We start from the raw sequence: 23,349 nt of genomic DNA, 5'->3' as shown, positions 1-23,349 counted from the left end.
GCGTCCTGACGCAGGATGCCCCGCGCCGAGGCATTTCCCGCGACTCCATCCGAGACAGCGCCTGCCTCCTCCCCAGACACCGGCCGTGATGGCCGGACCGACGAAAGGAGATCCCCACCATGGCCACACAGCGAACACCCGTGACGGCCTCGAAGGCACGCTTCACCTTCTACGACATCGAGTCGCTGTCGAACGTCTTCACTCTGTGCGCCTACACCCCGCAGCCCGACAGAGCCGTCGACGACCTGGAGATCTTCTTCCTCTCGGACCTCCAACACCTCTCCGACGCCGTGGACCCGCAGGCACTCTATGAGGCCGTGGTGCGCTCCAACCCGGGCCTGCCCGCGGTGAGCGTCCAGCTGTGGAACCTGCGCGGCGAACGGGGCAACCTCCGGCTCGCCAAGCTGATGGGCCTCTCGAACGCCGACCAGGTCAACGACCGCAGCGAGACCTCGTCCTATCCAGCCATCCTGCGCCCCGTCTGCGACACGGATCTCGAGTACGACCCGCTGAAGCACCCGTTCCTGGCCGGGTACAACTCGCTGAACTACGACATGACCATGCTCGCACTGTACCTGATGGAAGTTTTTCCGGCTCCGCACTCCGCTCGTCTGGTCCAGCCGACCACCGCGCGCGAAATGCGCGAGCACAACGACAAGCTGTTCAACGAGCACATCGAGTACATGCCCGGCTACCTCGGCTGGAACGGCCCGGCCGCCAAGATCCGCCGCGCCATGATGCACTCGGGCCGGCACCTGGACGTCGCCCGCCTTAACGAGCTGCAGACCAATGTGAGCCTTAAGCGCCTGCTCGGGATGCTCGGCCGCCAGATCAAGGAGTCCGAGAAGCTTCACCACGACACCTCGATCACCACGATCGAGGACCTCTACGAGCTGCTGGCCTACAACGTCTCCGACTGCCTGGGCCTGGCCCAGCTCTTCCAGCACCCCGCCTACGCCAGCAACTTCGACCTCAAGGCCGGCCTGCTGGCGCAGTACTCCGAGACCGTCTACGCCAAGAACGGCGCGGTGCGCCGTGACCGCCTGACCATCGACTCCTCCTCGGCGAAGTTCGTCGGCCGCATCCTCGCGCCGTACACCTCGCTGAACGACATCGAGGCAGTGTCGTTCCTCTATCCGGCCAAGGAGGTGGCCGAGGAGCAAGGCATCCCCCAGGTCAACGTGCTCGACGAGTGCGTGCGCTTCTTCGAGGAGAACGTGGCACCTGATCCTGCCAAGAACCCAGCCGCGACGCCGGTGCAGGCCATGGCACACCGTCAGTTCATCCAGGTCGTCAACTACTACCGCTCAATCGAGGGACAGAACCTCAACGACTCCGAGGAATACCGAGACCTGTTCGACCTCCCGGCCAAGTCCTTGCGCGAGCTGCCGAAGACGCCGAACAACGTGCCCTACTTCCACCGCGACGCCTCCCCGTCGTCGTGCTTCGCGACGTTCAGCACCGGCGGCATCCACGGCGCTGAAGCGGACATGAAGGTCTTCGACGCCGACTCCTTCGAGCACCGGGAGCAGACAGCCATGATCGGCCTCGCCAAGCTCCTCTATCCGGACGCCAAGGACTTCGTCGCCGAGGCCAAGCGCCAGCACAACCTGCTGACGCTGCCCGACGGCACGCCCGTCGACAAGCGGCTCGTGCTGCTGGGCTCGGACCCGAAGAAGGTGAAGTACCGCAAGCCGAAGAAGGACAACCCGGACCAGGCTGAACAGCTCGCGCGTGTGCAGGCCCACGTGCCGGACCCAGCGCAGCTGCTGGACACTCAGCGTCCGGACACCGAGGCGATGCACGTGCGCCTGGCCGACGGAACCGTGCTCGACGGCAAGGTTGTCCTGGCCGTCACCTCGGCGGTCAAGGCCATCTACCGCGATGAGCCGGCGAAGAGGGCGCCCGAGCTGTTCACCACGAAGACCGACGGGTCCACCAAGCTGCACCCGAAGTTCGCACGGACCTCGGCAGGTCTCGTCATCCACGAGGACTTCACGAGCTACTACCCGAACCTGCTGCGCAACATGAGGGCGTTCTACAACCCCGAGCTGGGCGAGGACCGCTACACGACGATCTTCTTCGAGAAGGAACGTCTGGGCTTCGAGATGAAGAAGCCAGGCATCTCCGCCGAGGAGAAGGCCCGGCTCACGACCTTGCGCAACGGCACGAAGCTGATTCTCAACTCGGCCTCTGGAGCCGCTGACGCCGCACACCGGACCCCCATCAGGATGAACAACCGCACCGTCTCGATGCGGATCATCGGCCAGCTGTTCAGCTGGCGGATCGGGCAGGCCCAGACGCTGGCCGGCGCGCGGATCATCTCGACGAACACCGACGGCCTCTACTCCGTCGTCGGCGGCGACAACGGCTTCGACGAGACCGCCAACAACCAGGTGCTCGCCGAGCAGCAGGCCGCCATCGGCATCGACATCGAACCGGAGCTGATGTTCCTCATCAGCAAGGACTCGAACAACCGGCTCGAGCTGGAGTCGCCCAGTGAGGACCGCAGCGTCGCCGACAGCCCGATCATCACCGCCTCCGGCGGGACACTGGCCTGCCACGCGGGTCCTACCCCGACGAAGTCGCTGGCCCACCCGGCCGTGATCGACTTCGCCCTGGCCCGCTACCTGCAGGCTGTCGCCAGCGGGGGAGAGGAGGCTCTTGGCGAGCCCTTCGATCCCCTGCTGGGCCGCAAGGTGATCGAGGAGGCGATCGACCCGGCCGATCCCGTGCGGACACTGCTGCTGTTCCAGAACGTCCTCGCCGCCTCGCGTGGATCGATCACCTACCCGTTCGCCGCCGACCCGGTCCGCGCCGGGTCCGACCGTGACGACAACGAGGACGTCGATGGGCAGCTGGTGAACCCGCGGGCCCTGCAGATGGTCAACCGGGTCTTCATCGTCCGTGACGGCACCGATGGTGCCGTGAGCCTGCACAACGCCGGCGCATGGAAGGTGAACCCGGCCAGCCGGAGCAAGCGGCGCGAGTCCGGTAGCGCCGGGGTGCGACGTGATCCGGTCGCGCTGGAGATCCTGCGCCACCACGGGTGGGCGAAGAACCGCAGTGAGGCCAGCACCTCCGACGGTCTCAGGCTGCTGCCCGATGACCAGGACGCCGTGATCCGCCGGATCAACGGCATTGATCCGTACTGGTCGGTGGTCGTCGTCAACGACGATCTCCGCGCGCTGCCGCCCGCCCGGGTCAAGCAGCTCATCGAGGCGCTCGATCTCGGCATCTACACCCGGATGCTCGACGAGACGTTCACCAAGAACTGGAAGAACGTCACCTGATCAGCAGCGCGCCGCCACCGGACCGCGGGTGCCGGACCGTGTTGTCGACGCGACGCTGCCTGGTGCCCGAGTTGAATTTGAGATAAAGGCGAGTCTGCCTTGCCCTGACGAGAGAATCGAGAGACGTCATGGTCCAGACCACACTTCCCGTCGGCACCGTCGAGGGGGGCGACGAGTTGTGAGTGCCCCGGCCGAATCAGTCCAGCCCGGTCAGCGCTGGCGACGCAAAAGCGACGGGATCCTGACCGAAGTCATCTACGTAGATTCACCCTACCGATTCCGGCGCTCGGTCCATCACCAAGCACGGCGCCGGACGATCACCGAAATCGGCCCCTTTCTGAAGAAGTACGAGCTGGTGCCCGACGTCCCGCCGGCCGACGCCTCCGCCCAGGACGACGATGCCCAGGCCCAGCGGGAGAAGAACACGACCTGCGAGGGCATCCTGGTCCGTCGGGGCCAGATCTGGGAGAACCTCGACAATGGGCAGAGCAACCGCCACGTCGTCATCGAGTCCGTTGCTGACGGGGAGGCCCAGGTCCGGGATCACTACGGCACGAAGTGCTCCACCCTCAGCGTCTTCCGGATGCACACCCACCCCACAGGCCTCCGGCTCGTCTCACCAGGCGAGCTGAAGTACGGTGCGCCGAAGGCCCCTTCGGGCGAGACGTGTGAGAGCCGATGACGACCCCGCGTGAGCGGGACATCGAGGGCTACCTCCTCACCCAGTGCCGGGCACACGGCTTTCTATGCCTGAAGTTCGTCTCGCCGGCCCGCGGGGGAGTGCCCGACCGGATCGTCGTCGCCCCCCGCGGCACCGTCTTCGTCGAGGTCAAACGCCCCGGCGGCCGGTTGCGGAAGCTGCAACAGCTCACGCACGCCAAGTTGCGCCGACACGGGGCCGAGGTCCACGTCATCGACGACAAACCGGGCGTCGATGCGTTCATCGCCCACCTCCTCGAGTCCCCATCCGATCAGCAGGTGACAGCACCGTGATCCAGAGGTGGCCGGCCGGGCCAACCGTCGCAATGCGAGACCAGATTGATAGTCCGCTTGCGCCAGTCTGCGCATCCTCGAGTTCGACGCGACGCACGCCACCTTCGAGCTGGTCATCGGCTGGCATTACGCCCTGGCCCAGCCTGGTCGCCGCACCCGCACCCGCCTCGACCGGTTCCGCCCGACCAGCACCAGCTACCTGTACATCGCCACAGAGGAGATCTGACCGTGATCCGTGAAGAGCGCATCCCGCTTGCTGACCTGACGGAAGACCAGCTCGAAGCCCTCTACGTCCACATCGACTCCCTCGCGAACGCCCCGGTGCTGCGCACGTGCCTGGTGCCCGGGTGTCTGCGCCAATTCGACGCCACGGCGACGATGGCTGGCTCGCGCATGCGCGCCGAGTGGTCGGGGGAAGGCTGGTGCACGCTCGGCACGGGCAGCATCTTCCCCACGGGCGGCCACATCTGCCCCGACCACAAGGACCTCGTCACCAGCCACTGGCCGCGCCGTCTCGAACTGCCTTCCGGCCGTTGGTCCGTGGCTTGCCCGTGCGGCTGGTGGCCCGTCCCGCAGCGCTGGCACCGTCTTCTCGCCGCCCTGTGGGAGCAGCACCTCCTCACCGAAACCGGTGCGCTGCCGCCCGCCCCGCCCGTCACCGACCCCGAACACCGACTCCCTCTGGCTGAGTGCACCGAGGAGTCCCTTGCAGAGCTGTACGACCGGCTCTGGGACGCCGAAGCCGAAGTGCCTGAGCTCCGCAGCCTGGCCCGGGCGTACGCCGTGGGTTACAGCCTCACGGTGCCCGCCCTCCTCGGAGTGAAGATCGCCCTCGAAAACCTCCGCACGCGTATCGCCCTTGACCCCCGCGACTGGGCCGCCGACAAGCTGGACGCCTTCCTCTGGGCAGTCCTCGTCGGCTGGAACTGCGAGAACACCGACCCCGACCACATTCACAACGACATCGACTGTGCCGGCGACCAGACCCTGTGGACCATCGCCGACCAGCACAACATCCCCACCGACCAGACCATGCGGGCCAGCCAGCACCGGTGGTGGATCGCCAACGCCATCAAGGCTGCCCAGCAGATCGAGGGTGAACACATCGTCACAAAGGATCAGTGAACGCCGCCGCGCGCTCGTTAGATCGTCTCTCTCGTATCTTGCCGGGCGTCGCGGGTCAGCAAGATCTGCAAGCGACGGCCCAACTGCCCTCGCTCACACCTTCGAGTGCAGGGCATTATCGAGTCAGCCCAGATCGGGCCAGCGGGTCAGGCAACCCCAAGCCGCGGAAGTTCAGACGTGGTGTCTTGGCTGTAAGCCATAAGTTACTACCTTGAGTGCATGCCCACCTATCGCATGGTCCTGAACGTCTATACCGAGGCAACCAGCCCGAGCGAGGCCGCAGCCGAGTTCCTTGACGGAACCGAGGACGCTGCCGTCTCATTCGACATCGTCGAAACCGTCGAGGCTGAAGACACCCCGTGAACAAGCCCCGCCTCCTTCCGACTGGCTTCTGCTGGTGCGGGTGTGAAAAGGAGATCGGTCTCGGGAAGTTCTTCGCCCAAGGCCACGACAAGATCGCCGAAGCGGCGTACATGGCCGTCCACCATGAAGGGTCCGTCGCCCGCCTTCTCGCTGACACGGACTTCGCCCCCGGCGGCCGCGAGACCATCCGGGAAGCTGCCCTCAACCGGGGCGGCTGGGAACTGTGCCCCCAAGGGTGCGGATACGCCGGAGCCCAGACCAGCATCAACAATCATCTGAAGCGGTACCACAGGAGCTGAGCATGGCCAGGCTCGAGTACGGCATCGCGTCCACGTCCCATCCCGACGGCGTCGAGCCACTGGGCAGGCTGAGTCGCGCGGCCGCTGAAGCGGTTCTCGCAGACAGCCGTGCCGTATGGCTGGACGTCTATCTCGTGCAGCGCACCGGCAGAAACTGGGCGCCCACCGCCACGATCGAAAGAGAGAGGACTATGAGCGGCACCGGTGCTACTGAGCTTGAATGCGCGATGTCGGGTCTGGTGGGGGCAGCCGTCCATGATCAACCCGGCCTGGGCGAGTGCTCCGTCGATCAGGTGCGGGCGGTACTGGATCTTTTTGAGCCGTCGTTTGACGGCCTTGGCCAGGTGGTCGATGTTGGCCAGTGGGCGAGGATCGAGTCGTTGCTGCCGGACCGGACGCCTCTGCGGAGTGGGCGGCGAGGTCACAGGTAGGTGACCAGAGCGATCGCGTTCACGTAAGGAAGAAGTCGATGCCCCAGCTCAGAACAGCCCCACACGGCGCGATACCGCTCGTGGGCCCGACCATGCCGACACTCGTCCCCTACCTCCCGCCCATGATCCGGGAAATGGAACGCTGCTTGTGCGGCCAATCCGGTCTCACCTGCGAGGAGTCGATGTGCAGGTCCTGCCGCGAAGACGCTGTCGCCGTTCACGGCCAGCGTCTCGAACGGCTCCTCAGCACGATCCGCTACGAGCACCGTGGCGTCACCCTGACCTGGACCGAGGTCAGCAGCCACGCCTCCGCCTTCACTCCCCGGGTCAGTTTCCTGGTGCCGGATGTGGACGACCCTCAGGGCCCGCCGCACCTGTTCCGCGGCTTTGCCTACTGGGAGGACGACCAGCTCATCGCCGCCTGCGCCAGAGGAGCCAGTGACGATGAGATCTTGTCCCTCGCCCTGGCCATGGCTCACTATGCCCTCGCCACGCTAGGAGCGTGGGTCAGTAACGGGCAACTGGCTGGGTGATCGTGATCGGCGGGATCGGGGGCGGTGACCCGGTCGCCCGTCTGCGGGCGGTTTTGGGGTGTCCCGTCGGGGCCGCGGCGGGGTGGGTCGGTCGTGTGTCTCGCCGGTCAGGCGATTGCGGACGCCAGTGCGGTGGTTCCGGTGTGTCGGAAGATCTTGCGGAGGTTGTGGCAGGCGGCGAGCAGTCGCCACTCGGCGCGGGCGCCGTCCTCGCCGCGCAGGAGGAGTTGGCGGCCGTTCTGGCAGGTCATGATCTGGCCGAAGACGGGTTCGACGATGGCTTTTCGGCGGCTGTAGGCGGCCTTGCCGGGCTTGGTCCGCAGCTTGCGGGCCATCCGTTCCTTGAGGGTGGCGCTCGCCGGGATGCGTCCGCGTGGCGCCGGCGGGACCTGCTCGTCGTGGGCGAGTCGGCCGGTGGCCATGAACGTGTCGGTGCCGCAGGTCAGTTGGCGTTCCTTTGCGGCTTCGAGGTTCGTCTCGGAGCAGTAGCCGGCGTCGACCAGCGCCTGCTTGGGGTGGGCGCCGGTGTTGGCTGCGCACTGGTCGAGCATGGTGGTGTAGTTCAGCGCGTCGGAGGCGTTGGTCGTCACGTCGGCGGCGGTGATGACCTGGTGTTCGGCGTCCACGACGGCCTGGGCGTTGTATGCCTGGATGAAGGCGCCGTCGCTGTTCTTCATGATCCGCGAGTCGGGGTCGGTGAAGTTGGCCTGGGCCTTGGGCTTGGGGCGGGACTTCGCGGCGGCCGCCTCTCCGGCGTCGGTCACGGCCTGCCCGTCGTCGGCGCCGGCACGTTCCTGGCGGCGGCGTTCCTTCTCCTCGGCGTGCTCGCGCGCCTTGTCGGCGGCTTCGGCCTCGATCTGTGCGCGGGCCGCCTGCAGCCTGGCCAGGCGCTTCTCGCGGCGGCCCAGCTCGGCGGGCAGGTCGGTGTCCTTGCCGTCGGCGCCGAACCGCTGGTCCTCGGCGGTGTCGGTGGCCTCGGCGTCGGCCAGCAGAGCCTGTGCCATGGCCTCCAGCTGGGCGATCTCGGCCTCGATGCGCTCTTCCTTCTCGACCAGGCGGCCGTAACTCATCGCCTTGTGCTTGGAGGCGCTGGCCTCCAGCTTCGTGCCGTCCAGGGCGACGCGGCCCATCTTGACCATGCCCAGCCTCTGCGCCAGGTGCAGCGACTGCGTGAACAGACCGGCGAGAGCGTCCAGATGGCGGCGGCGGAACCGTGAGATCGAGCGGAAGTCCGGGGCCTGGTCGGCGGCCAGATAGCGGAACGCGACATCGTCGGCACACTTGCGCTCGATCGCCCGCGAGGAGCGGACCCCGGTGGTGTAGCCGTAGATCAGCAGCCGCAGCATCAGCCTGGGGTCGTAGGGCGGGTAGCCGCGCTTCTCGGTGTAGTCCGCCAGGACCGGTCCCAGGTCGAGTACCTCGTCGACCAGGTCGGCGACGAACCGGGCGAGGTGGTCCTGCGGCAGCCAGTCGTCCAGCGACGGGGGCAGCAGCAGGGCCTGGTGCGGGTCGAACGCCCTGAACCGCTTGTCCACCGCCGCCGGACGGTCCTGAGACCGCTTCTTCTCGACCGGCTCGACCTCGAACAGCCCATCCCCACCACGCATACCGCCATCATCCCGCACGAAAGATCACGAAACGCAGGAGGATTGCCCGTTACTGGGACACGCTCCTAGCCATCCACGAAGTTGATGAGTGGTACACCTATCGCTCGGTCCAGGTGTACCCTCCGCACCGGCGCGACCAGCACCTGCCGCATGAGGAAGATCGGGGGCCCGACGGGAACGGGGCGGTCGTTCTGTGGCTCACCTACACCGGTCCGGCCCACGCCGAGGCCGGTCAGGTCCCGGATGTCCCGGTGATTCCGGCGCGCGTCCCCGTGCACAGGGAGGACGTGGCGATCATGCCTGGCCAATCCTTGCGCATGGGAGCCACAGCAATCCAGATCACCTCGCCGGCGAGCGCGGTCACCACGAGCAACCAGTGGACGGCTCTCCGTGGCGGTGAGGATGTCCTCGCGGCAGCGCTACGCGACATCCACCACGCCATGGTGCTGTCAGAGGGCGGTTCGAGAGTTGATGTCCGTTTCGAGTTGAGGTTGGGGAGAGGGCTGCTGGCTGCGGGGGTTCGGTCGGCTACTGCTTCTTGGTGAAGCTGCCGGTGTCGACTTCGATGAGGACGTCGAGTTTGACCAGGCGTTTCAGCTTGGCGCGGGTGCCTTCGATGTTCTTCGGCAGTGGTTCGTGGCCGAGGGCTTCGCAGACGTCACGGGCCCGCAGGGGGCCGGTCGCCTCGTTGAAGAGAGCGAGGATGCGGGGGTAGTCCGGGTGTTCGGGCGGGGTAGCCCGAGCCGGGAGGCGGTCGGCGAGGGCGGTGACGGTCTTGCGGGTGATCGCGAGGTGTTCGAGCTGGGTCTCGGCCTCCTGTAGCTGGCGTTGCAGTTCCTCGATCTGCGTGCGGAGGTCGTCGGCCAGGGCCTGCGCGGCGTCTTCCTGGACATCGAGCGCGTCGAGGAGGGGCTGGATGGTCACGCGCTCACCGCCTGCGGGTCGCGCCAGGTGGGCGTGTTCGCGCCGGTCAAGCGACGGGCCATGACCTGGGTCATAGCCCAGTAGACACGCGAGGCGGAGGAGGACGGTCGGTGCTCGTAGTCGCGGACCAGGCGCCGGTGCAGTAGCAGGATCCCGTAGGTCTGCTCGACCCTCCAGCGTTTCGGCTGCGGAACGAAGCCCTTGTCCTGCGGGTTGCGTTCGACGATCTCCACGTCGATGCCCAGGCCGGCGCCGTGCGCGACTACCTGTTTCTTGAAGCCCTGGTCGACCAGCGCCTTGCGGACGGTGCCGCCAGCGTGTTGGGCGACCTGGTCCAGAAGGGCGATGCCCGCGGCGTTGTCGTGCGTGTTCGCGGCCAGGACGATGACGGCTATGACCAGGCCCAACACGTCGACGGCCAGGGCCCGTTTGCGACCGGGAACCCGTTTCGCCGGGTCCCGGCCGGTCGTGGAGGCGGGGACCCCGGCGGCCACGTGGACGCTCTGCGTGTCCAGGACCACCAGGGTCGGGTCCTCTAATCGGCGGGCCCGCTCGCGGACCTGGCAGCGCAGGAGTTCGTGGATGATCTGGTCGGTCCCGTCGTCGCGCCAGGCGGCGAAGTAGTAGTACGTCGCGCTCTTCGGCGGCAGATCGTGCGGGAGGTAAGCCCACTGGCAACCGGTCCTGCCCTGGTAAAGGATCGAGTTCACGATCTCCCGCATCGCATAGGCGCCCTGATGGCCGCTCACAGACCGATGCCGGTCCTTCCACGCTGTGATGACCGGCTCGATCAACGACCACTGCTCGTCGGATAAGTCGCTTGGGTACGGCTTGCGTTCACTCACGCCGCCAACCCCAGCAGAGCAGCGGCGCCGAGCGAGCGAACTCCAGTCCACACTCACACCATCAGGTGACACCAGAACCAGTCAAACACTCACAAACCGCTCTCTCAGAACTCTGCGTGGTAGCACGCCACCTCACCCTGGCGGGCCACCCGGCCTTTGCCGCGAGGCCTGGTTCAGCAGAGGGCGACCGCCTAACCTGGTACGCCTATCTCACGTACGACGGGTGAGCGGCACGCCGTATGCCCCTGGTCTCCCGGCCGGATCGGGGACGGTGGTGTGACGCCGGCGCCGCAGACGGACTCCTTCGATCCCGAACGCCCGCATGATCCGGCAACCCACTTGTGGTTGACCGCCTCGCCGCTCGTCTCGCAGAGCCGGCGGTGATCCTCAGGGCTCTGTGGGTGCCGTCCGGGTCCTGGTGCACCGCCCGTATCCGGGCTGACGGGCGGCCCGGTCCGAGGCCGTCCGGCGCCAGTAGTGGAAGCTCGAGCGGCTGACTCCGAGGATGCTGCACGGCCGCATCGCGCCGTAGCGGCTCTGATGGTCGGCGACGCACTGGCAGCGGTTCCCCGGTGAGATACTTCGCGGCCTTCCGCAGGATCTCGCGCTTCTCCTCCCGCTCGCGGACCTTCTTCCGCAGAGCCGCGTTCGCCGCTTCCAGCGGGCCGACGGCCGGGCCGGCTCCTGTGTCCGGCGTCCCCAGGGACGGCTGGCGCCGGCAGCCCTCACCCGGCTCTGCAGCGTTTCCGGACTGATCCCGAGATCGGCGGCGGCCGACCTGATCGTCGCTTTGGGCCGCGACCCGTGCAGTGCGACCGCGTCCGCCTTGAACGCCGGCGGACAGTTCTTCATGACCACGAGATGTCCGTTCTCAGATGCTCACTATCCAGCGTCTCGTGTGTTCAGCAGCTGTGGCTGAAGCCCGGCTGCCACCTACCCCCGTAGCCAGCGCTTTTGCACTGGACTCCAGGCGGGCTGCAGACGGTCTGCCATCGGTCACCACCGAGGTGCTGCCCGAGGTCGTGAACATTCAGCGCGGGCACTGCCTCCCGAGCCGCCTCCGAAGCTGCTCCACGACGCGAACAAGCCTAACCACCATTGGAAGAACAGTCAGGACAAGCAGCATGAATACGTCTACCGCGGCATCCCCGATATCGCTGATGCCGCATCAGCAGCGGATGCACGACTTCCTCGTTGACCACCCCTTCGCCGGTGCGTGGCTCGACATCGGGGCCGGCAAATGCCTCACGACCCTCGCCGTCCTGCAGACGATTCGACCGATGGGGCACATCCTCGTCGTGGCGCCCGTGGCGATCGCCCGCTCCACCTGGATCGACGAGATCGAGAAGTGGGGCTTCCCCATTCGGACGAAGTCGCTCATCGTCGACGAGAACGACAGGAAGCTCTCCAAGGCCAAGCGCCTGAAGCGCTTCCGGGAGGTCGCCACCGATCCGCCGACGATGTACTTCATCAATCAGGAGCTGCTGACTCAGCCGTCCCAGGAGACGAAGCTGCTCACGTCAGTGCCGGGAGCAGTGCCTGCCCCGGCCATCTCACCGGAGGCCACCGCGATCCTGGGTCTGCTCCAGGCACAGGGGCCACTGGGCCGAGACGAGCTGATTGACGCGTACCGTGCTCTGGTCGCCGGCAACGGCAACGACCGGGGTCCTGCCAAGGCCAAGATCCGCGACTGGATTCAGGAGTTGCTCAAGTCGGCTCTGGTGACGTGGGAAGCCTATGGCTGCCGAAGCTGTTCCGGCGCAGGCTGCGCTCAGTGCCGCTTCGGTCTCGTCGACCAGCTGCCGGTCCAGAACATCGGTGGCCAGGACACCATCATCTGGCCCTTCCAGACGGTCATCATCGACGAGTCACAGGGCTTCAAGTCGCACGACTCGCAGCGCTTCCAGGCCCTGGCGACGGTGCGGCCGGCCATGACCCGGCTCATCGAGCTGACGGGAACGCCGAGCCCCTACGGTCTCCATGACTTGTGGAGCCAGGTCTACCTGCTTGACCAGGGCCGGACGCTGGGCCAGAACATCACCGCGTTCCGCGACCGCTGGTTCACGCCGAAGATGGTGCCCGGCACCACGACCCCGGCGAAGTGGATCCCCACGGCGAACGCCGAGGCCGAGATCCATCAGGCCATCTCGCACCTGGTGATGAGCGCGCAGAACACGAGCCTGCAGCTCCCGGCGCTCAGCATCCAGGACGTCAATGTCACGCTCCCACCGGATCTGCTCCGGGCCTACAAGGACTTCAAGCGCGACCTGGTCCTGGACATCGTGCAGACCTACACCGGCGACGACGGGAAGCTGACGCAGAGCGTCGAATCGATCGTTGCCACGAACCAGGCGGTGCTGACGAGCAAGCTGATGCAGTTCGCCTCGGGCACGCTCTACACCGGGGATCCTGACGATCCGACCACGAAGGGGCAGTACGAGGTCATCCACGACAAGAAGATCGAGATGACTGAGTACCTGGTGCGGAACAGCGGCGGCGAGCCCGTGCTCATCGCTTATCACTTCAAGTCCGACAAGGAGCAGCTGCTCACGCGGCTCCGGAAGGCCGGCATCGACGCGCGGGCCTTCGACGGCTCGCGCGACATGGTCCGCCGGTGGAACGCCAAGCAGATCCCAGTAATGCTGCTCCACCCCGCCGCGGCCGGGCACGGCCTCAACCTGCAGCACGGCGGCTCGACGATGATCTGGTACACGCTGCCGTTCTCACTCGAGCACTACCTGCAGACCAACGGCCGGCTCTTCCGCACGGGCCAGACGAAGCCGGTGACCATCCACCGGCTTATCGCGAAGGGCACGCAGGACGAGCGGATGCCCTCGGTGCTCGCGGGCAAGCAGCAGGTCCAGGACGACCTCATCAAAGCCGTTTCCGGAGACTTCAACGCCGAGCAGGCGCTTCTCGCCGCCCTGGAGGAAGAGATTCGCCAGGACCTCAACGACCTCTGGGCTGCCGAGAGGGTCTAACCCACACCCACCCGACGACGGACGGCCCGGTTGTGATCCCACAGCCGGGCCGTCGCTGTGGCGATCGCTCACCAAGCATGCGTGATCAAGAAGAAGACTTCCTGATGAAGACGATCACTGCCCCGACGCCTCGATCCGCGACGGACTACGGGTGGCACTCGCCAGCAGCGGCTGGACCAGCCCCCAGCCCCGTCCCCTGCTCGGCCACGGGGCGGGCCCAACGCCAGGAGCTGAACACCATGACCGACCTGAACCACCTCGGTACCAACGAGACCCACACGCTCCGGATCATCTCCCAGGCGCTCGCCGAAATCGACAACTTGCGCGACACCAGCTCCCTCCGCGAGGTGCTGCTGGACCTCAGCTACACCCTCGCCAACCTCGCCGGACCCATCGGTGCCCTCACCGATGCCTGGGTTGAACAGGGCGGTCAAGCGCCTGACGGTGACCTGCCGGACGCGGACGTCCTCGTCGTCGTGGCCGCAGACCTGCGGCAGATGGCCGACAACACCTGACTTTCGTCCCTCGTGGGCCGCCCCGTCGCCCGGGCGGCCCCCACACCCCGGAGGCCCACCATGGACCGCATCTACATGAACCGCATCGACGGCCAGCGCCGCATCCACGTCGAGATCCACGACAACGAGATATCCGACCTCATCGACGACCTCAAGACCGACCCTGAATCCTTCGCCGCTACCCACGCCTTCCTGGGCATCCTGCGCACCGCCGAGGAGACGCTCAGCCCCGCCGTCGCCGAGGGGCGCCACGACCGAGCCGCCCGTCAGGTCACCGCTCAGGCCGCCGGTGGGCCGGACCCGACCACCGCCGACGACCCGGTCCCGCTCCGCTGGGGTGACGGCGACGTCCTCCACGGCGACGACGACACCACCATCGTCTGCCTCTCCGGGCCCAACCGTCAGCCGTACTGGCTGGAGCTGGAACCCGAGCGGGTCCAGGCACTCCGCGACGACCTCACGCCGCCCGCCGCCGAACCCCACGTCCACCCCGCTGCCGAGGTGGATCAACTGCGGAAGCGCGTCGAGGAGGCCGAGCAGGATGCCGAAGAGGCGGTCACCGCAGCAGCGCACCTCACCAGGCTCATCGGCAAGCGCTCCGAGAAAGCCGAGCGGAGCGCCAAGAAGCAGCGCAGCCGGGCCAAGATCGCCGAGACCGAACTCCACGTTCTCCGCAGTGGCCTCCGCGCGAGCGGCGCCGACCCCACCCAGATTCAGAACCTGTGGGCGCAGATCCGCCTCCGCAACCGCCAGTGGCGCGAGGAGAAGCAGCGTGCCGAGCGGGCTGGGGCCGCCCTCAACGCCGTGCGCGCCCTCGCCGACGAAACCGACGCCCTCGGGTACGGCGCCAGCGGACCCCTCACCGTCACCGCCGTCCGCGCCGCCCTCGACGCCCACACCAACCCCGGAGACACCACGTGACCTGCCGCGTCCCCGTCATCATCGACCGCCTCACCGGCGACCTCGCCATCGTCACCTCCCCCACCGAGCGCTACCGAGCAGCCGACATCGCGGTCACCCTCCACACGAGCCTCGCCCAGGTCCCCGGCTCCCAGCTCACCGCGACTCGCACGGTCGGCTCTACGACTGGACCCCCGACACCCACACCAACCCCGGAGCACACCCGATGACTACTCCCGCCGACGAACTCCGGGCTGCCGCCCAGACGCTCCGCCAGCACACAGACGCCGCCGAGGCCGACATCGACACCAAGCCCGCCTGGCGATCCGCCCTCACCGACCGGCCCAACTGGTACGCCAACGGCGTCCGCAACGGCCTCGGCGGACCCTCCGGAGAACTCGCCGCCCTCATGAGTCCCAAGACCTGCCGCGCCCTCGCCGAACTCCTTGACGACCAGGCCGACGGCGACGACGAAGGCGTCATCAACCCCTGGGCCCTCTCGCTGGCCCGCGCCCTGAACGGAGACCGATGACCACGGCCGAACCCTTCCTGGACCGGCCATACCCGACACCATCACCGGCGATATCTGACGAGGGTGTACGACCACACCGACTGCATGGTCGGACTCGCCGCCACGCTGGAGACCTACACCGATGAACAGCGCGAGCGCGCCGAGAAGGCCGAGGCCGAGCTCGCGGAGAACGTCGCCGTCCTCCAGGCCCTCCGCGTCAACGCGACACCGTCGAGGCTGAGCGGGACGACGCCAAGACCACACTCGCCGAGGTACGCGAGCTCGCCGAACGCTGGTGGTACACCGGAGACCGCGAGCACGGACCGCTGCGGGAACTCCGCGACCTCCTCGACCGGCACCAGACCCAGGAGACTTCCCGGTCAGGCCGCCAGGCCTAGGGTGGCGGCGGGGTTCTGGGCCCAGCTGAGCTGCTTGTTGCGGTAGGCGTCGAAGGCGGCGCTGCGGGGCGAGTGGCGGGAGTGGACGGCCACGACCTCGGGAGGGTTGCCGGCATCGAGCAGGGCCTGGATGCAGCCGCGGCGCATCGAGTGGCCGGTGATACGGCGCACGGCGGCGCAGGTGGCCCGCTTGGCCGTGCGCCACGCCTTGATGACCGCGTTGGCTTCCTCAGCGGTCTCCGCCGCCGCGGCCGCCTCGAACGCCTCCGCCTTGGCGCGGGCCTCGGCGGCGAGCTCGGCGGGAGTGGGCATAGGGGTGAGCTCGGCGGCCTTGGCGGCGGCCTTGATGATGGTGGTGACCGTGTCGGCAGTGATGCCGCCGCGGCGGAGCGGGTTCTTGGTGTGCCGGCCGGCGGCCCGCACACCGATGTTGCCGTGCCGGTCGACGCGGCGCAGGAAGGGGCCCGGGGCGAGCTGCCCGTCTGAAGAGGACCGGCCGGCCGGCGTCGGGCACGGGCCGCGGCGTCATCGGCTGCTCACCAGCCGCTCGGCGTGGAACGCGGTGAACGCCCGCTCCGGCCGCATCGTCCCTGTCATCCGCTCCCACTGTGCTTCCGGGCCTCCGTGGCCAAGCCGTTGCGTTCGCCGGATACCTGCTGAGGCGGGTTGTCGAGGATCGTTCCCAGTCTGATTCGGGCTAAGGGGAGGGTATCCGGAATCAGGATCACGGCGAAGGCAAGTGCCGTCCTGACCATCCCCCGCTTGCCCTAAGGGTGTTGACCCCGGGGTCTGGGTCGGCAAGGCCGACCCGGGTGCGGGACTGAATCCGGAACAGGCCGGGGGCTCGTGCATCGGCTTGTTCCCTCCCAACCGCTGCCGCGGAGTCTCGGCAGGGACATTCACCATGTTCCGGTGGTGTCCCTGACGAGACGCCCTGCTGCCACCGGCCGGACGTGACAGCGCCGCTGATCGCCGAAGCCCCGAGCAAGACACCGACGGGACCCGTCAATGCGTCAGCCGGGGCGCGCAGCGGCCTCCAACCAGACCCCCTGACAGCCTCCCGCGAGCGCGCCCTGACGACGGCTCTGGCCATCGACACGGAGGAACAGGGCGCCTCCCTCTACGTCATGCGGGGGAGGCCAATCGCGGTGGAGGTCCTGTCCGGATTCCCGAGCAGAATCCGATCTTCAAGGACCAGAAGTGATGAAGCTCAAGAGCACGGAGATCTTCGACGCCACGATCCAGATGTACGCAGACCTCCAGGAGATCGTCGGACTCACCTCGCGCGCACGCGCGAAGTTCCCGTACGAGACGGTGCCTCAGCAGCTCACGGCGTTCATCGGCTCACCGAGAGTCGCGTTCGCGCGGCCGTCCATGACAGGCGACGCCCCGGGGTAGGCGCGCGTATGGCGGGTCTTCTTGACGCCCCGGTCCCAGTCTCTGGCCGTGCGCTCGTTCACGCCGACTTGCCGGGCTGCGACCGGGCGGGCGACATCGCCGGGCCGGAGCCGCTCGTACTCGTCCCGTCCGGAGTGCCGGCGGGGCGGACCCGCCGACTTTCGTCCGGCCTACCGGGCCCAGCAGCCCCCGCACGTAGTCCCGCATCCGCCGCCGGGGCTTCACCCGAGTGAAGCCGGCCACGATCAGCGGGGCGGCGGTCGGTGAGGAGGTCGGGTAGGGGCCGTGCCAGCCGGCGCTGGTCTGCCCCTGTGGGCAGGTGACCTCCTTTCGGTCGAAGTCGATGCGGAAGTCGTCGCGGGCGAAGCCCTCCTTCTGGCGGTGCTGGCGGGTGGGGTTGCCCGCCCGCGCAGGTCGGACTCGGTCCACAGGTGATGCCTTGCGAGTACCGCGTTTTGCCGACCGGCTACGACGAGTCCTCAAACATCGACAAGGACTGCTTCGAGATCCGTGTCTGCCGGCGCGGCTCAGATCCGGAGACGGGTGAGGGCCGCTGGGCAATACTCGACCACGTCGGGCACCGCTTGAACACCGACGGCACCTGGGCGCGAGAGCCGCTGCCGTTGTCCAGCAACAGCGGATGGCTCTCGCGTTTGCCGGTTTCCCCTGGAGGAGGGGCCCTGCACCTGGCCGAGAAGGCCGTCGACGGCCGACCGTACGTTCACCCCGTGGGAGGAGCGCTTCGCGGCCCGCGCTGGTGAGAGGCGTGGGGTGGGGCTTCCCCTCGGCATCGCGCCCTGCGGGCGCTGGCCTCGGAACAGGGGTCGGCGTAGCCGACCCGGGGACAGGAGGTGACGGGACAGCGTCGGCCCCCCGCGCCGGTCCGCCTTCCGTCCCGGTCCCCCGAACCTGCACGGCATCGCATCCACACCCGGCCAGGAGATCCGTCATGCGCACACGCCTGACCGTGACCATCGCTGCAGGAGTCTTCGCGTTGCTCTCCTTCGCTGGCTGCGCCGACTCCGAGGTTCAGGCCCCCGGAGCTCCCGACCGGGATGGCGGCCGCACGAGGCGCAGCACTGCGAGGAGGACGACCCGTTGGTCTCCTCCAGCGAAAGAGCTGTCCACGGGCGCACGTGAAGCTCGACGTCACGCTCGCGCTGATCATCCGCCACTGGCTGCTCATTGACGCCGACGCTGCCGCCACCGTGGTGCGCCGGGAACACCGAGAGGATCAGCATGGACAAGCACTTGCGGCACTTGCGGACTGGGTTGGACCGGGTCGAGGACGAGATTGGCCGCACGATCGCGGACCTGAGCGAAGCGGTCGAGACGCTGGCACTGGAGTACACCGCGCACGGTGAAGTGCTGCTGAGCGAGATCCACAAGGTGCGGGTGTCGCTCAGCGTGCTGGACGAGCAGGGCGCCATGCTCGCCCGCGCGGCCGAGTTGCGCGAGCTGGCCGATCGGCTCGTGTTTGCGGCGCACCACAGACAGCCGATGGAGTCGGACGTCGTTCGGGTCGAGCGGTTCGTGTGGACGCAGTCGTCCGTGGGTGCGGAGCTGGAGACAACGATGGAACTGCTCCAGAGGGAGACCGGCGAATGAGCGCGATCCACGAGATGGCTGAGTAGTTCCGGTACATCCTCGGTCGCGTCACGTGGTCGCCAAGCATCTGGCAGCAAAGCACCGGAAGCCGCGGGCGCGGAAGCGGCAGAGTCGGATCGAAGTAGCTGAGCGTATCGCGGACCAGGCCCTCGTGTTCGTGGGCCGAGCCCGAACAGAGGGCTGCGCGAACACGGTGACCCCGCTCCTGATTGAGGAGATCGCCCAGAGCCTCGGCTGCAGGGGCGAGAGGCACTTCACGTTTTCCACGGCGAAGCGGGCCGTCGTCCGCCTGGCGCGCGAGCGCGGCTTGGAAGAGCCGCTGGTGCTCGACTAGCCGTCGAGTCGCGAACTCTGGGGTGTAGGTGGCCACGCTGATTGACCGGCTCGTGCGGTCGGTCGGCGCGGCTGTGCACTGTGCGCAGCCAGTTTGGGGGTCGCGATCGCCGAGCAGCTCAAGGAGCTGAGGTCGGCGGAGTCGGCGGATGACGTGCTCCGCATCCTCTCGGACGAGCGCAACCCGAACGCCCCAGACTGGGACGGTCGCGCCGGTGACGCGTTCTTCGCTGGCGGTAGCGGCGACATGGCGTAGGGCGCGCTGGACGACGCTGGCTGGTCGGTGGTGTGGAGCAGGGCGGACTACCACTGGTGCACGAAGGCCCCTGACGGCTCGATGGTCACCTACGTCAAGGGCGACATCTACCGGGGCAACAAGTAATCCAGGAGCTAGGTCTCCGGGCGTAGCAGCAAGAAATGCAGAAGCGAAAGGGAGTTGCGCCGGGCGCGACTCCCTTTCGAATATCCGGACGCTATTTCGTGTTCATCTTTCGGAGGAATCCTCATGGCGAAGAGGCTGAGCGACGCCCACATCCAGATCCTGGGCGCCGCAGCAAACGGTTGGCTGTACAGCTCGCGGTCGTGGGACGGGTGGAGCTTCTCGATCAGCACTATGGTCCCGAACGAGAACGGCAAGCTCATCTCGAAGGGCACCCGATCGATCCCGCGTGTGGCGACCGTCCTCAAGCTCCAGAGGGACGGGCTGCTCGTCCTGCCGGAGAAGGGGGGCGTCACGCCCCGGCTCACGAAGGAGGGTCGGGCCGCCCTGGACGCGGACGAGCGCACCGTCGAGGTTGTGGCCGGCAGGACGCTTCAGGTCGTGCTCAAGAATCCGCCGGTCGAGCCGAACGCGCCTATCGACCTCAGTGAGTACGACAAGCCGATCCCAAAGACAGGTGGCCGGTAACCGTGCCGAAGGGCAACTACACGGTCGAGCGTGAGACGCGAGGCGGGACGGTTCGCTGGGTCCACGTGCGCGGCGACATCAACGACTTCAACCAGAACGCGGCGGACCGCATGTGCAACACGGAGGCCAGGAAATGGGCAGCCGAGCTCGGGATGACCGCCGGCAGTTGGGTCTCCGGCGGCGGTGAATACGGCCCCAAGTTCCGGCACTCCCTTTGCTTCACCTTCAAGCCAAAGTCCGACAGCTGACCGATGACGAGAGCGCGCGGGGACTGCACCACAACCCGCGCGCTGTCACCACCTGTCAGCCATTCCAATTCAGCAATTCAGGAGGGGAATTCACGTGCCGTACGTCAAGAACGAGAGCCTGCCGATCCTGCCGTGGGACGGCAAGAAGCCGGGTGAGATCGAGCCCGGTACCGCGGTGCGGGTCACGCCGTACTACAAGGTCCCGTCCGGCCGTTCGAGCCTGACGACGGTCCACACCGACTTCACCGTGGCGGCCATCGTGGACCGGCCGTTCGGTGACGACGCCGTGTTCGTGAAGTGGCACGGCGACGTGCTCAGCGGCTCGCCGTGGCTGGTGCTCGGCGACGAGTGGTTCAAGCCCAACGAGCTGCACGACTTCTGCTGCCAGTGTCCGCGCTGCAAGGGCGAGGAGATCTGGGTCGAGGCGGAGGAGCGCTGATCATGGCCGAGCGCACGGGCGACATGCGGAAGCTGCGGGAGCTGATCGAGGAGGTGCGACCGGGCTGGCGGGTCGAGGTCACCAACCACGACTACATCAAGGACAGTCGGCAGACCACGGTGACGCACCTGTTGGACGACGTGTACGGCAGCGGCCGGCCGGGCTACATCGCGCGGATCGACGGCCCGGCGGTGAAGAGCCAGGGGCGCAGCTTCACGACGTCGTACTTCACGTGGCCGCAGGACGGTGACGACTTCGAGGTACAGGGGCTGACGCTGCGCAGGTACAGGCAGAGCTATGGGTCGCGCGTCTGCGCGCTGACGCTGAAGTTCGAGGAGGCGAAGTGAGCGGGCGCCTGTACGTGGAACGGACGTGGTTGGTCGTGCTATCGGCCTACAACTCGCGGGCGTCTTGAGGCGGAGCGTGGTTCGAGTACGAGTGCCGGGGTTGGTCGGAGGAGGACGCGATCAACCGGCTGCCGTGTACGCACTTCGCGCCGGATGAGGTGCGAGTGCGGGCGACGGGTGGTGAGTGCCGGCACGCGCAGCCGTGCTTCGCGAACCACGACCCGAAGCCGTACTTCCCGGAGTGGTCGATTGCGTCGCAGGAGGTGCAGACGCGGATGCGCTGGGAGCGGTTGAGCACCCCGGAGTACGGGGCCGGGTGGAAGAAGTGGCAGCGGCCGTGGGGGTCGACGCTCGTCGGCTCGGGCTGGAACGGCAAGAAGGACTGGAGCCGATGACGGACGAGGAGTACCGCGCGTACGAGCTGCGCAAGGTGGCGGGTTCGACGGATGTGCGGCTGAAGGTCTGGGGCGAGAACGGCGAGATGCGGTGGCTGTCGTTGACGCCGGAGCTGTTCGCGAAGGTGTCGGCGGTGCTGACGGAGGAGTCGGCGTGACCTGGGTCATGGCCGAGCCGGGCGTCATGGACGACGACGGCACACACGGGGACGAGCAGCGCGGCCCGGCCTGCTCGGTGCGATTTACCAACCCGGATCTCCCGGGTGCGGTGGTCACGGTCTACGCCTACGCCCACACACCAGAGCGCGAGAACACGGTGACCGAGGACGGCAATGAGTACGCCGAGTACGGGCCCGACCTCGGATCCCTCGGGGTGGAGTCGCTGACCGAGTACGCCACCGGCTGGAACCCCGAGGACCCGGACAGCCAGCCGGAGTGGACACGGCAGGCCTACGACTCGCTCGACACCCGCCCGTTCAACAGGAACGTGGACGCGGCGACCGCAGCGGCCCGCACCTGGATTCGATCCCTCGACCCCGAGCGGGACTTCCGCTGGGACGGAAAGGAGTTCTGATGAGTGACTGGTTCGACCCCGAGGCCGGGGTGGTGCTCATGCATCCGTGCGACCTCAAGACCGGAATGCGGCTGGCCAGTCGGCGCATCGACGAGAACGACCGACAGGTGACAGTTCTCACACCGCTCTGGACGGCGAAGCACGACTCGGGGCGCACCTCGGACGGGGAGTTCCACTCGTGGCGCTCGTTCAGCCCCGACAGCGGGGTGCGAGTGTGGGCGCACCCGGAGATCCGGCCGGAGTTCATGCCGCCGCACGAGGGCACCTGGATCACCAACATCCCCTCGTCGAGGTATTCGACGGAATACACCGACGGCGCGCGCACGCTGCGCACCGAGGTGCTCGGCGGGCGCACGTACACCCTGCACCGCAAGGCCGACCGGAGCTGGGGACGCGCGTCGTGGGTCATCCGCGAGGAGCACGGCGAGAGGTGGTTCGGGCCGTCGCGCGATAGTCACGACCTGGCGGAGGAGCAGTTCGATGCGATCATGGCGGGGAAGGCGTGGTGAGCGCGGCCGACAACGACGTGCTGGCCACCAGCGCGGACGGTGCCTTCCGGGTACGGGTGGTGCCCGACTCCGACCCGCCGAACCCGCGCACGCATTTCGACCAGCTCGTGCACGTGATCGCCACCGATCGGCGGGGTCGCTACATCAAGGTCGACGACGACGCCGGCCCCCTGGCCGACGCCTTTGACCGACTGCGAGGGGGCCTCAACCACGTCTTCATCCGGTGGGCGCGGATCTTTCCCGGGGCGGTGGTGGTCGAGTCGCAGCCGGCCGACGGCTGGGGCCCGAACGGCGCGGGCGGCCTCGTCTTCGACTCCTACACCGAGGCCGACGCCGGGGAGGATGCGGTGAACTACCCGCCGGGTGTCGAGGGGCTCATCCCGCAGGCCGACGGGTCGTTCAGCAAGGCGAAGAAGCTGCTGCTCGACGGCTCACCGATCTACCTACCGGTCAAGGCGCCAGGCACTCACCAGGTGATTACACCGTTCACGCACTCCCTCAAAGGCTGCCGGGTCGACTTCGACGACCTTGCCGAGGTGCCCGCCGGCTCCGCCGGCCACTTCGCTTCCAGCCGGCACAACGCCTTACGGACCGCCACGGGGTGGATCTGAGACGCGGCCGCCTACCGACTTCGAGACGGCGAGGCGTTCACCTCTCACAGCGGGTCCGCCAACGACGAGAGGCGTATCCAGCCGCCCCTCGCCAACCTGGTGCCCGCGCACCGCATGAACGACGAGCCGGTCGCCGCTGGCGGCGACCGGCTCGACCACGACGCCACGGACGGAGGTCCGTACCTCGTGCGGTGGGAGATCGACAGCGATGAAGAAGCCTGGCCGGCCCAGGCCGCCCTGAACGCCTGGCGGGCGAAATTCC

The 23,349-nt window shown here is 67.6% G+C and carries 28 protein-coding genes; 24 read left to right on the top strand and 4 right to left on the bottom strand.

The genetic code is table 11. From position 1 onward, the window contains the following. Positions 1 to 119 precede the first annotated feature (119 nt). The 8 genes from ACIO5D_RS16370 to ACIO5D_RS16335 all read left to right on the top strand — a co-directional run bounded on the left by ACIO5D_RS16370 (position 120) and on the right by ACIO5D_RS16335 (position 7,037). On the top strand, positions 120 to 3,293 hold the full coding sequence (locus tag ACIO5D_RS16370) for a hypothetical protein (protein WP_400795721.1): 3,174 nt from the start codon (positions 120 to 122) through the stop codon (positions 3,291 to 3,293). A gap of 355 nt (positions 3,294 to 3,648) precedes the next feature. Continuing rightward, positions 3,649 to 3,975 (top strand): hypothetical protein, encoded by a 327-nt coding sequence (locus ACIO5D_RS16365; RefSeq protein WP_400795718.1) that lies wholly within the window; start codon positions 3,649 to 3,651, stop codon positions 3,973 to 3,975. Then, complete coding sequence (locus ACIO5D_RS16360; RefSeq protein ID WP_400795715.1) at positions 3,972 to 4,286, top strand: VRR-NUC domain-containing protein; 315 nt, start codon at positions 3,972 to 3,974, stop codon at positions 4,284 to 4,286. Before ACIO5D_RS16365 ends, ACIO5D_RS16360 begins: the two co-directional genes overlap by 4 nt. A 228-nt stretch (positions 4,287 to 4,514) precedes the next feature. Beyond that, positions 4,515 to 5,411 carry a hypothetical protein gene (locus tag ACIO5D_RS16355; protein WP_400795712.1) on the top strand — a complete coding sequence of 299 codons (897 nt, stop codon included), beginning with the start codon at positions 4,515 to 4,517 and terminating at the stop codon, positions 5,409 to 5,411. Positions 5,412 to 5,630: 219 nt separating this feature from the next. Continuing rightward, entirely contained in the window at positions 5,631 to 5,774 is a 144-nt protein-coding gene (locus tag ACIO5D_RS16350; protein ID WP_400795710.1) for a hypothetical protein, read from the top strand. Beyond that, entirely contained in the window at positions 5,771 to 6,073 is a 303-nt protein-coding gene (locus tag ACIO5D_RS16345; RefSeq protein WP_400763387.1) for a hypothetical protein, read from the top strand. Before ACIO5D_RS16350 ends, ACIO5D_RS16345 begins: the two co-directional genes overlap by 4 nt. Positions 6,074 to 6,075: 2 nt before the next feature. Then, positions 6,076 to 6,504, top strand: a complete 429-nt coding sequence (locus ACIO5D_RS16340) for a hypothetical protein (protein WP_400763389.1) — start codon at positions 6,076 to 6,078, stop codon at positions 6,502 to 6,504. A 122-nt stretch (positions 6,505 to 6,626) separates the two neighbouring features. Beyond that, entirely contained in the window at positions 6,627 to 7,037 is a 411-nt protein-coding gene (locus ACIO5D_RS16335) for a hypothetical protein (RefSeq protein WP_400795707.1), read from the top strand. 107 nt (positions 7,038 to 7,144) lie between these two features. Here the strand turns inward: ACIO5D_RS16335 and ACIO5D_RS16330 are convergent, their stop codons facing one another. From ACIO5D_RS16330 to ACIO5D_RS16320, 3 genes are all read right to left on the bottom strand, one after another. Further along, positions 7,145 to 8,626 (bottom strand): IS1182 family transposase, encoded by a 1,482-nt coding sequence (locus ACIO5D_RS16330; RefSeq protein ID WP_400796073.1) that lies wholly within the window; start codon positions 8,624 to 8,626, stop codon positions 7,145 to 7,147. A gap of 546 nt (positions 8,627 to 9,172) precedes the next feature. After that, the gene (locus ACIO5D_RS16325; protein ID WP_363615386.1) at positions 9,173 to 9,568 is read right to left on the bottom strand and encodes a hypothetical protein; all 396 of its coding nucleotides are present in this window, start codon (positions 9,566 to 9,568) and stop codon (positions 9,173 to 9,175) included. Further along, on the bottom strand, positions 9,565 to 10,413 hold the full coding sequence (locus ACIO5D_RS16320; protein ID WP_363615384.1) for an IS5 family transposase: 849 nt from the start codon (positions 10,411 to 10,413) through the stop codon (positions 9,565 to 9,567). The genes ACIO5D_RS16325 and ACIO5D_RS16320 overlap by 4 nt, the downstream gene beginning before the upstream one ends. A gap of 1,160 nt (positions 10,414 to 11,573) precedes the next feature. Here ACIO5D_RS16320 and ACIO5D_RS16315 point away from each other — a divergent pair. The 5 genes from ACIO5D_RS16315 to ACIO5D_RS16295 all read left to right on the top strand — a co-directional run bounded on the left by ACIO5D_RS16315 (position 11,574) and on the right by ACIO5D_RS16295 (position 15,341). Further along, on the top strand, positions 11,574 to 13,394 hold the full coding sequence (locus ACIO5D_RS16315) for a helicase-related protein (RefSeq protein WP_400795704.1): 1,821 nt from the start codon (positions 11,574 to 11,576) through the stop codon (positions 13,392 to 13,394). Positions 13,395 to 13,633: 239 nt separating this feature from the next. Next, positions 13,634 to 13,909 (top strand): hypothetical protein, encoded by a 276-nt coding sequence (locus ACIO5D_RS16310; protein ID WP_400763396.1) that lies wholly within the window; start codon positions 13,634 to 13,636, stop codon positions 13,907 to 13,909. Positions 13,910 to 13,969: 60 nt separating this feature from the next. Then, entirely contained in the window at positions 13,970 to 14,830 is an 861-nt protein-coding gene (locus tag ACIO5D_RS16305) for a hypothetical protein (RefSeq protein WP_400795701.1), read from the top strand. After that, positions 14,827 to 15,039 carry a hypothetical protein gene (locus tag ACIO5D_RS16300; RefSeq protein WP_400763400.1) on the top strand — a complete coding sequence of 71 codons (213 nt, stop codon included), beginning with the start codon at positions 14,827 to 14,829 and terminating at the stop codon, positions 15,037 to 15,039. The genes ACIO5D_RS16305 and ACIO5D_RS16300 overlap by 4 nt, the downstream gene beginning before the upstream one ends. Next, positions 15,036 to 15,341, top strand: a complete 306-nt coding sequence (locus ACIO5D_RS16295) for a hypothetical protein (protein WP_400763403.1) — start codon at positions 15,036 to 15,038, stop codon at positions 15,339 to 15,341. Before ACIO5D_RS16300 ends, ACIO5D_RS16295 begins: the two co-directional genes overlap by 4 nt. A 359-nt stretch (positions 15,342 to 15,700) precedes the next feature. Here the strand turns inward: ACIO5D_RS16295 and ACIO5D_RS16290 are convergent, their stop codons facing one another. Beyond that, entirely contained in the window at positions 15,701 to 16,141 is a 441-nt protein-coding gene (locus ACIO5D_RS16290; RefSeq protein ID WP_400795699.1) for a hypothetical protein, read from the bottom strand. Between the two features lie 780 nt (positions 16,142 to 16,921). Between ACIO5D_RS16290 and ACIO5D_RS16285 the strand changes: the two genes are divergently transcribed. The 11 genes from ACIO5D_RS16285 (at position 16,922) to ACIO5D_RS16235 (ending at position 23,087) form a co-directional block, all read left to right on the top strand. Next, positions 16,922 to 17,116: a hypothetical protein gene (locus ACIO5D_RS16285; protein ID WP_400763406.1), complete on the top strand. Its 195-nt coding sequence runs from the start codon at positions 16,922 to 16,924 to the stop codon at positions 17,114 to 17,116. A 1,239-nt stretch (positions 17,117 to 18,355) separates the two neighbouring features. Next, on the top strand, positions 18,356 to 18,724 hold the full coding sequence (locus tag ACIO5D_RS16280; protein ID WP_400795696.1) for a hypothetical protein: 369 nt from the start codon (positions 18,356 to 18,358) through the stop codon (positions 18,722 to 18,724). Between the two features lie 838 nt (positions 18,725 to 19,562). Continuing rightward, positions 19,563 to 19,964, top strand: a complete 402-nt coding sequence (locus tag ACIO5D_RS16275) for a hypothetical protein (RefSeq protein ID WP_400795694.1) — start codon at positions 19,563 to 19,565, stop codon at positions 19,962 to 19,964. Positions 19,965 to 19,966: 2 nt separating this feature from the next. After that, the gene (locus ACIO5D_RS16270; RefSeq protein ID WP_400763413.1) at positions 19,967 to 20,212 is read left to right on the top strand and encodes a hypothetical protein; all 246 of its coding nucleotides are present in this window, start codon (positions 19,967 to 19,969) and stop codon (positions 20,210 to 20,212) included. A 94-nt stretch (positions 20,213 to 20,306) separates the two neighbouring features. Then, entirely contained in the window at positions 20,307 to 20,651 is a 345-nt protein-coding gene (locus ACIO5D_RS16265; RefSeq protein WP_400763416.1) for a hypothetical protein, read from the top strand. Between the two features lie 2 nt (positions 20,652 to 20,653). Further along, a complete protein-coding gene (locus tag ACIO5D_RS16260; RefSeq protein ID WP_400763417.1) occupies positions 20,654 to 20,998 on the top strand; it encodes a hypothetical protein in 345 nt (114 codons plus the stop codon). A gap of 164 nt (positions 20,999 to 21,162) precedes the next feature. Beyond that, a complete protein-coding gene (locus tag ACIO5D_RS16255; RefSeq protein ID WP_400795692.1) occupies positions 21,163 to 21,393 on the top strand; it encodes a hypothetical protein in 231 nt (76 codons plus the stop codon). Beyond that, positions 21,390 to 21,551, top strand: a complete 162-nt coding sequence (locus ACIO5D_RS16250; RefSeq protein WP_400763422.1) for a hypothetical protein — start codon at positions 21,390 to 21,392, stop codon at positions 21,549 to 21,551. The genes ACIO5D_RS16255 and ACIO5D_RS16250 overlap by 4 nt, the downstream gene beginning before the upstream one ends. Continuing rightward, positions 21,548 to 21,967 carry a hypothetical protein gene (locus ACIO5D_RS16245; protein WP_400795690.1) on the top strand — a complete coding sequence of 140 codons (420 nt, stop codon included), beginning with the start codon at positions 21,548 to 21,550 and terminating at the stop codon, positions 21,965 to 21,967. The genes ACIO5D_RS16250 and ACIO5D_RS16245 overlap by 4 nt, the downstream gene beginning before the upstream one ends. Continuing rightward, a complete protein-coding gene (locus ACIO5D_RS16240; protein WP_400763426.1) occupies positions 21,967 to 22,476 on the top strand; it encodes a hypothetical protein in 510 nt (169 codons plus the stop codon). The genes ACIO5D_RS16245 and ACIO5D_RS16240 overlap by 1 nt, the downstream gene beginning before the upstream one ends. Further along, positions 22,473 to 23,087, top strand: a complete 615-nt coding sequence (locus tag ACIO5D_RS16235; protein ID WP_400763429.1) for a hypothetical protein — start codon at positions 22,473 to 22,475, stop codon at positions 23,085 to 23,087. Before ACIO5D_RS16240 ends, ACIO5D_RS16235 begins: the two co-directional genes overlap by 4 nt. Positions 23,088 to 23,349: the final 262 nt, after the last annotated feature.

Source organism: Kitasatospora sp. NPDC087315 (assembly GCF_044744345.1).
In the GTDB taxonomy this organism is placed as follows: domain Bacteria; phylum Actinomycetota; class Actinomycetes; order Streptomycetales; family Streptomycetaceae; genus Kitasatospora.
The sequence above is the reverse complement of the archived record's forward strand: the minus strand, read 5'-3'. Positions and strand labels throughout refer to the sequence as shown.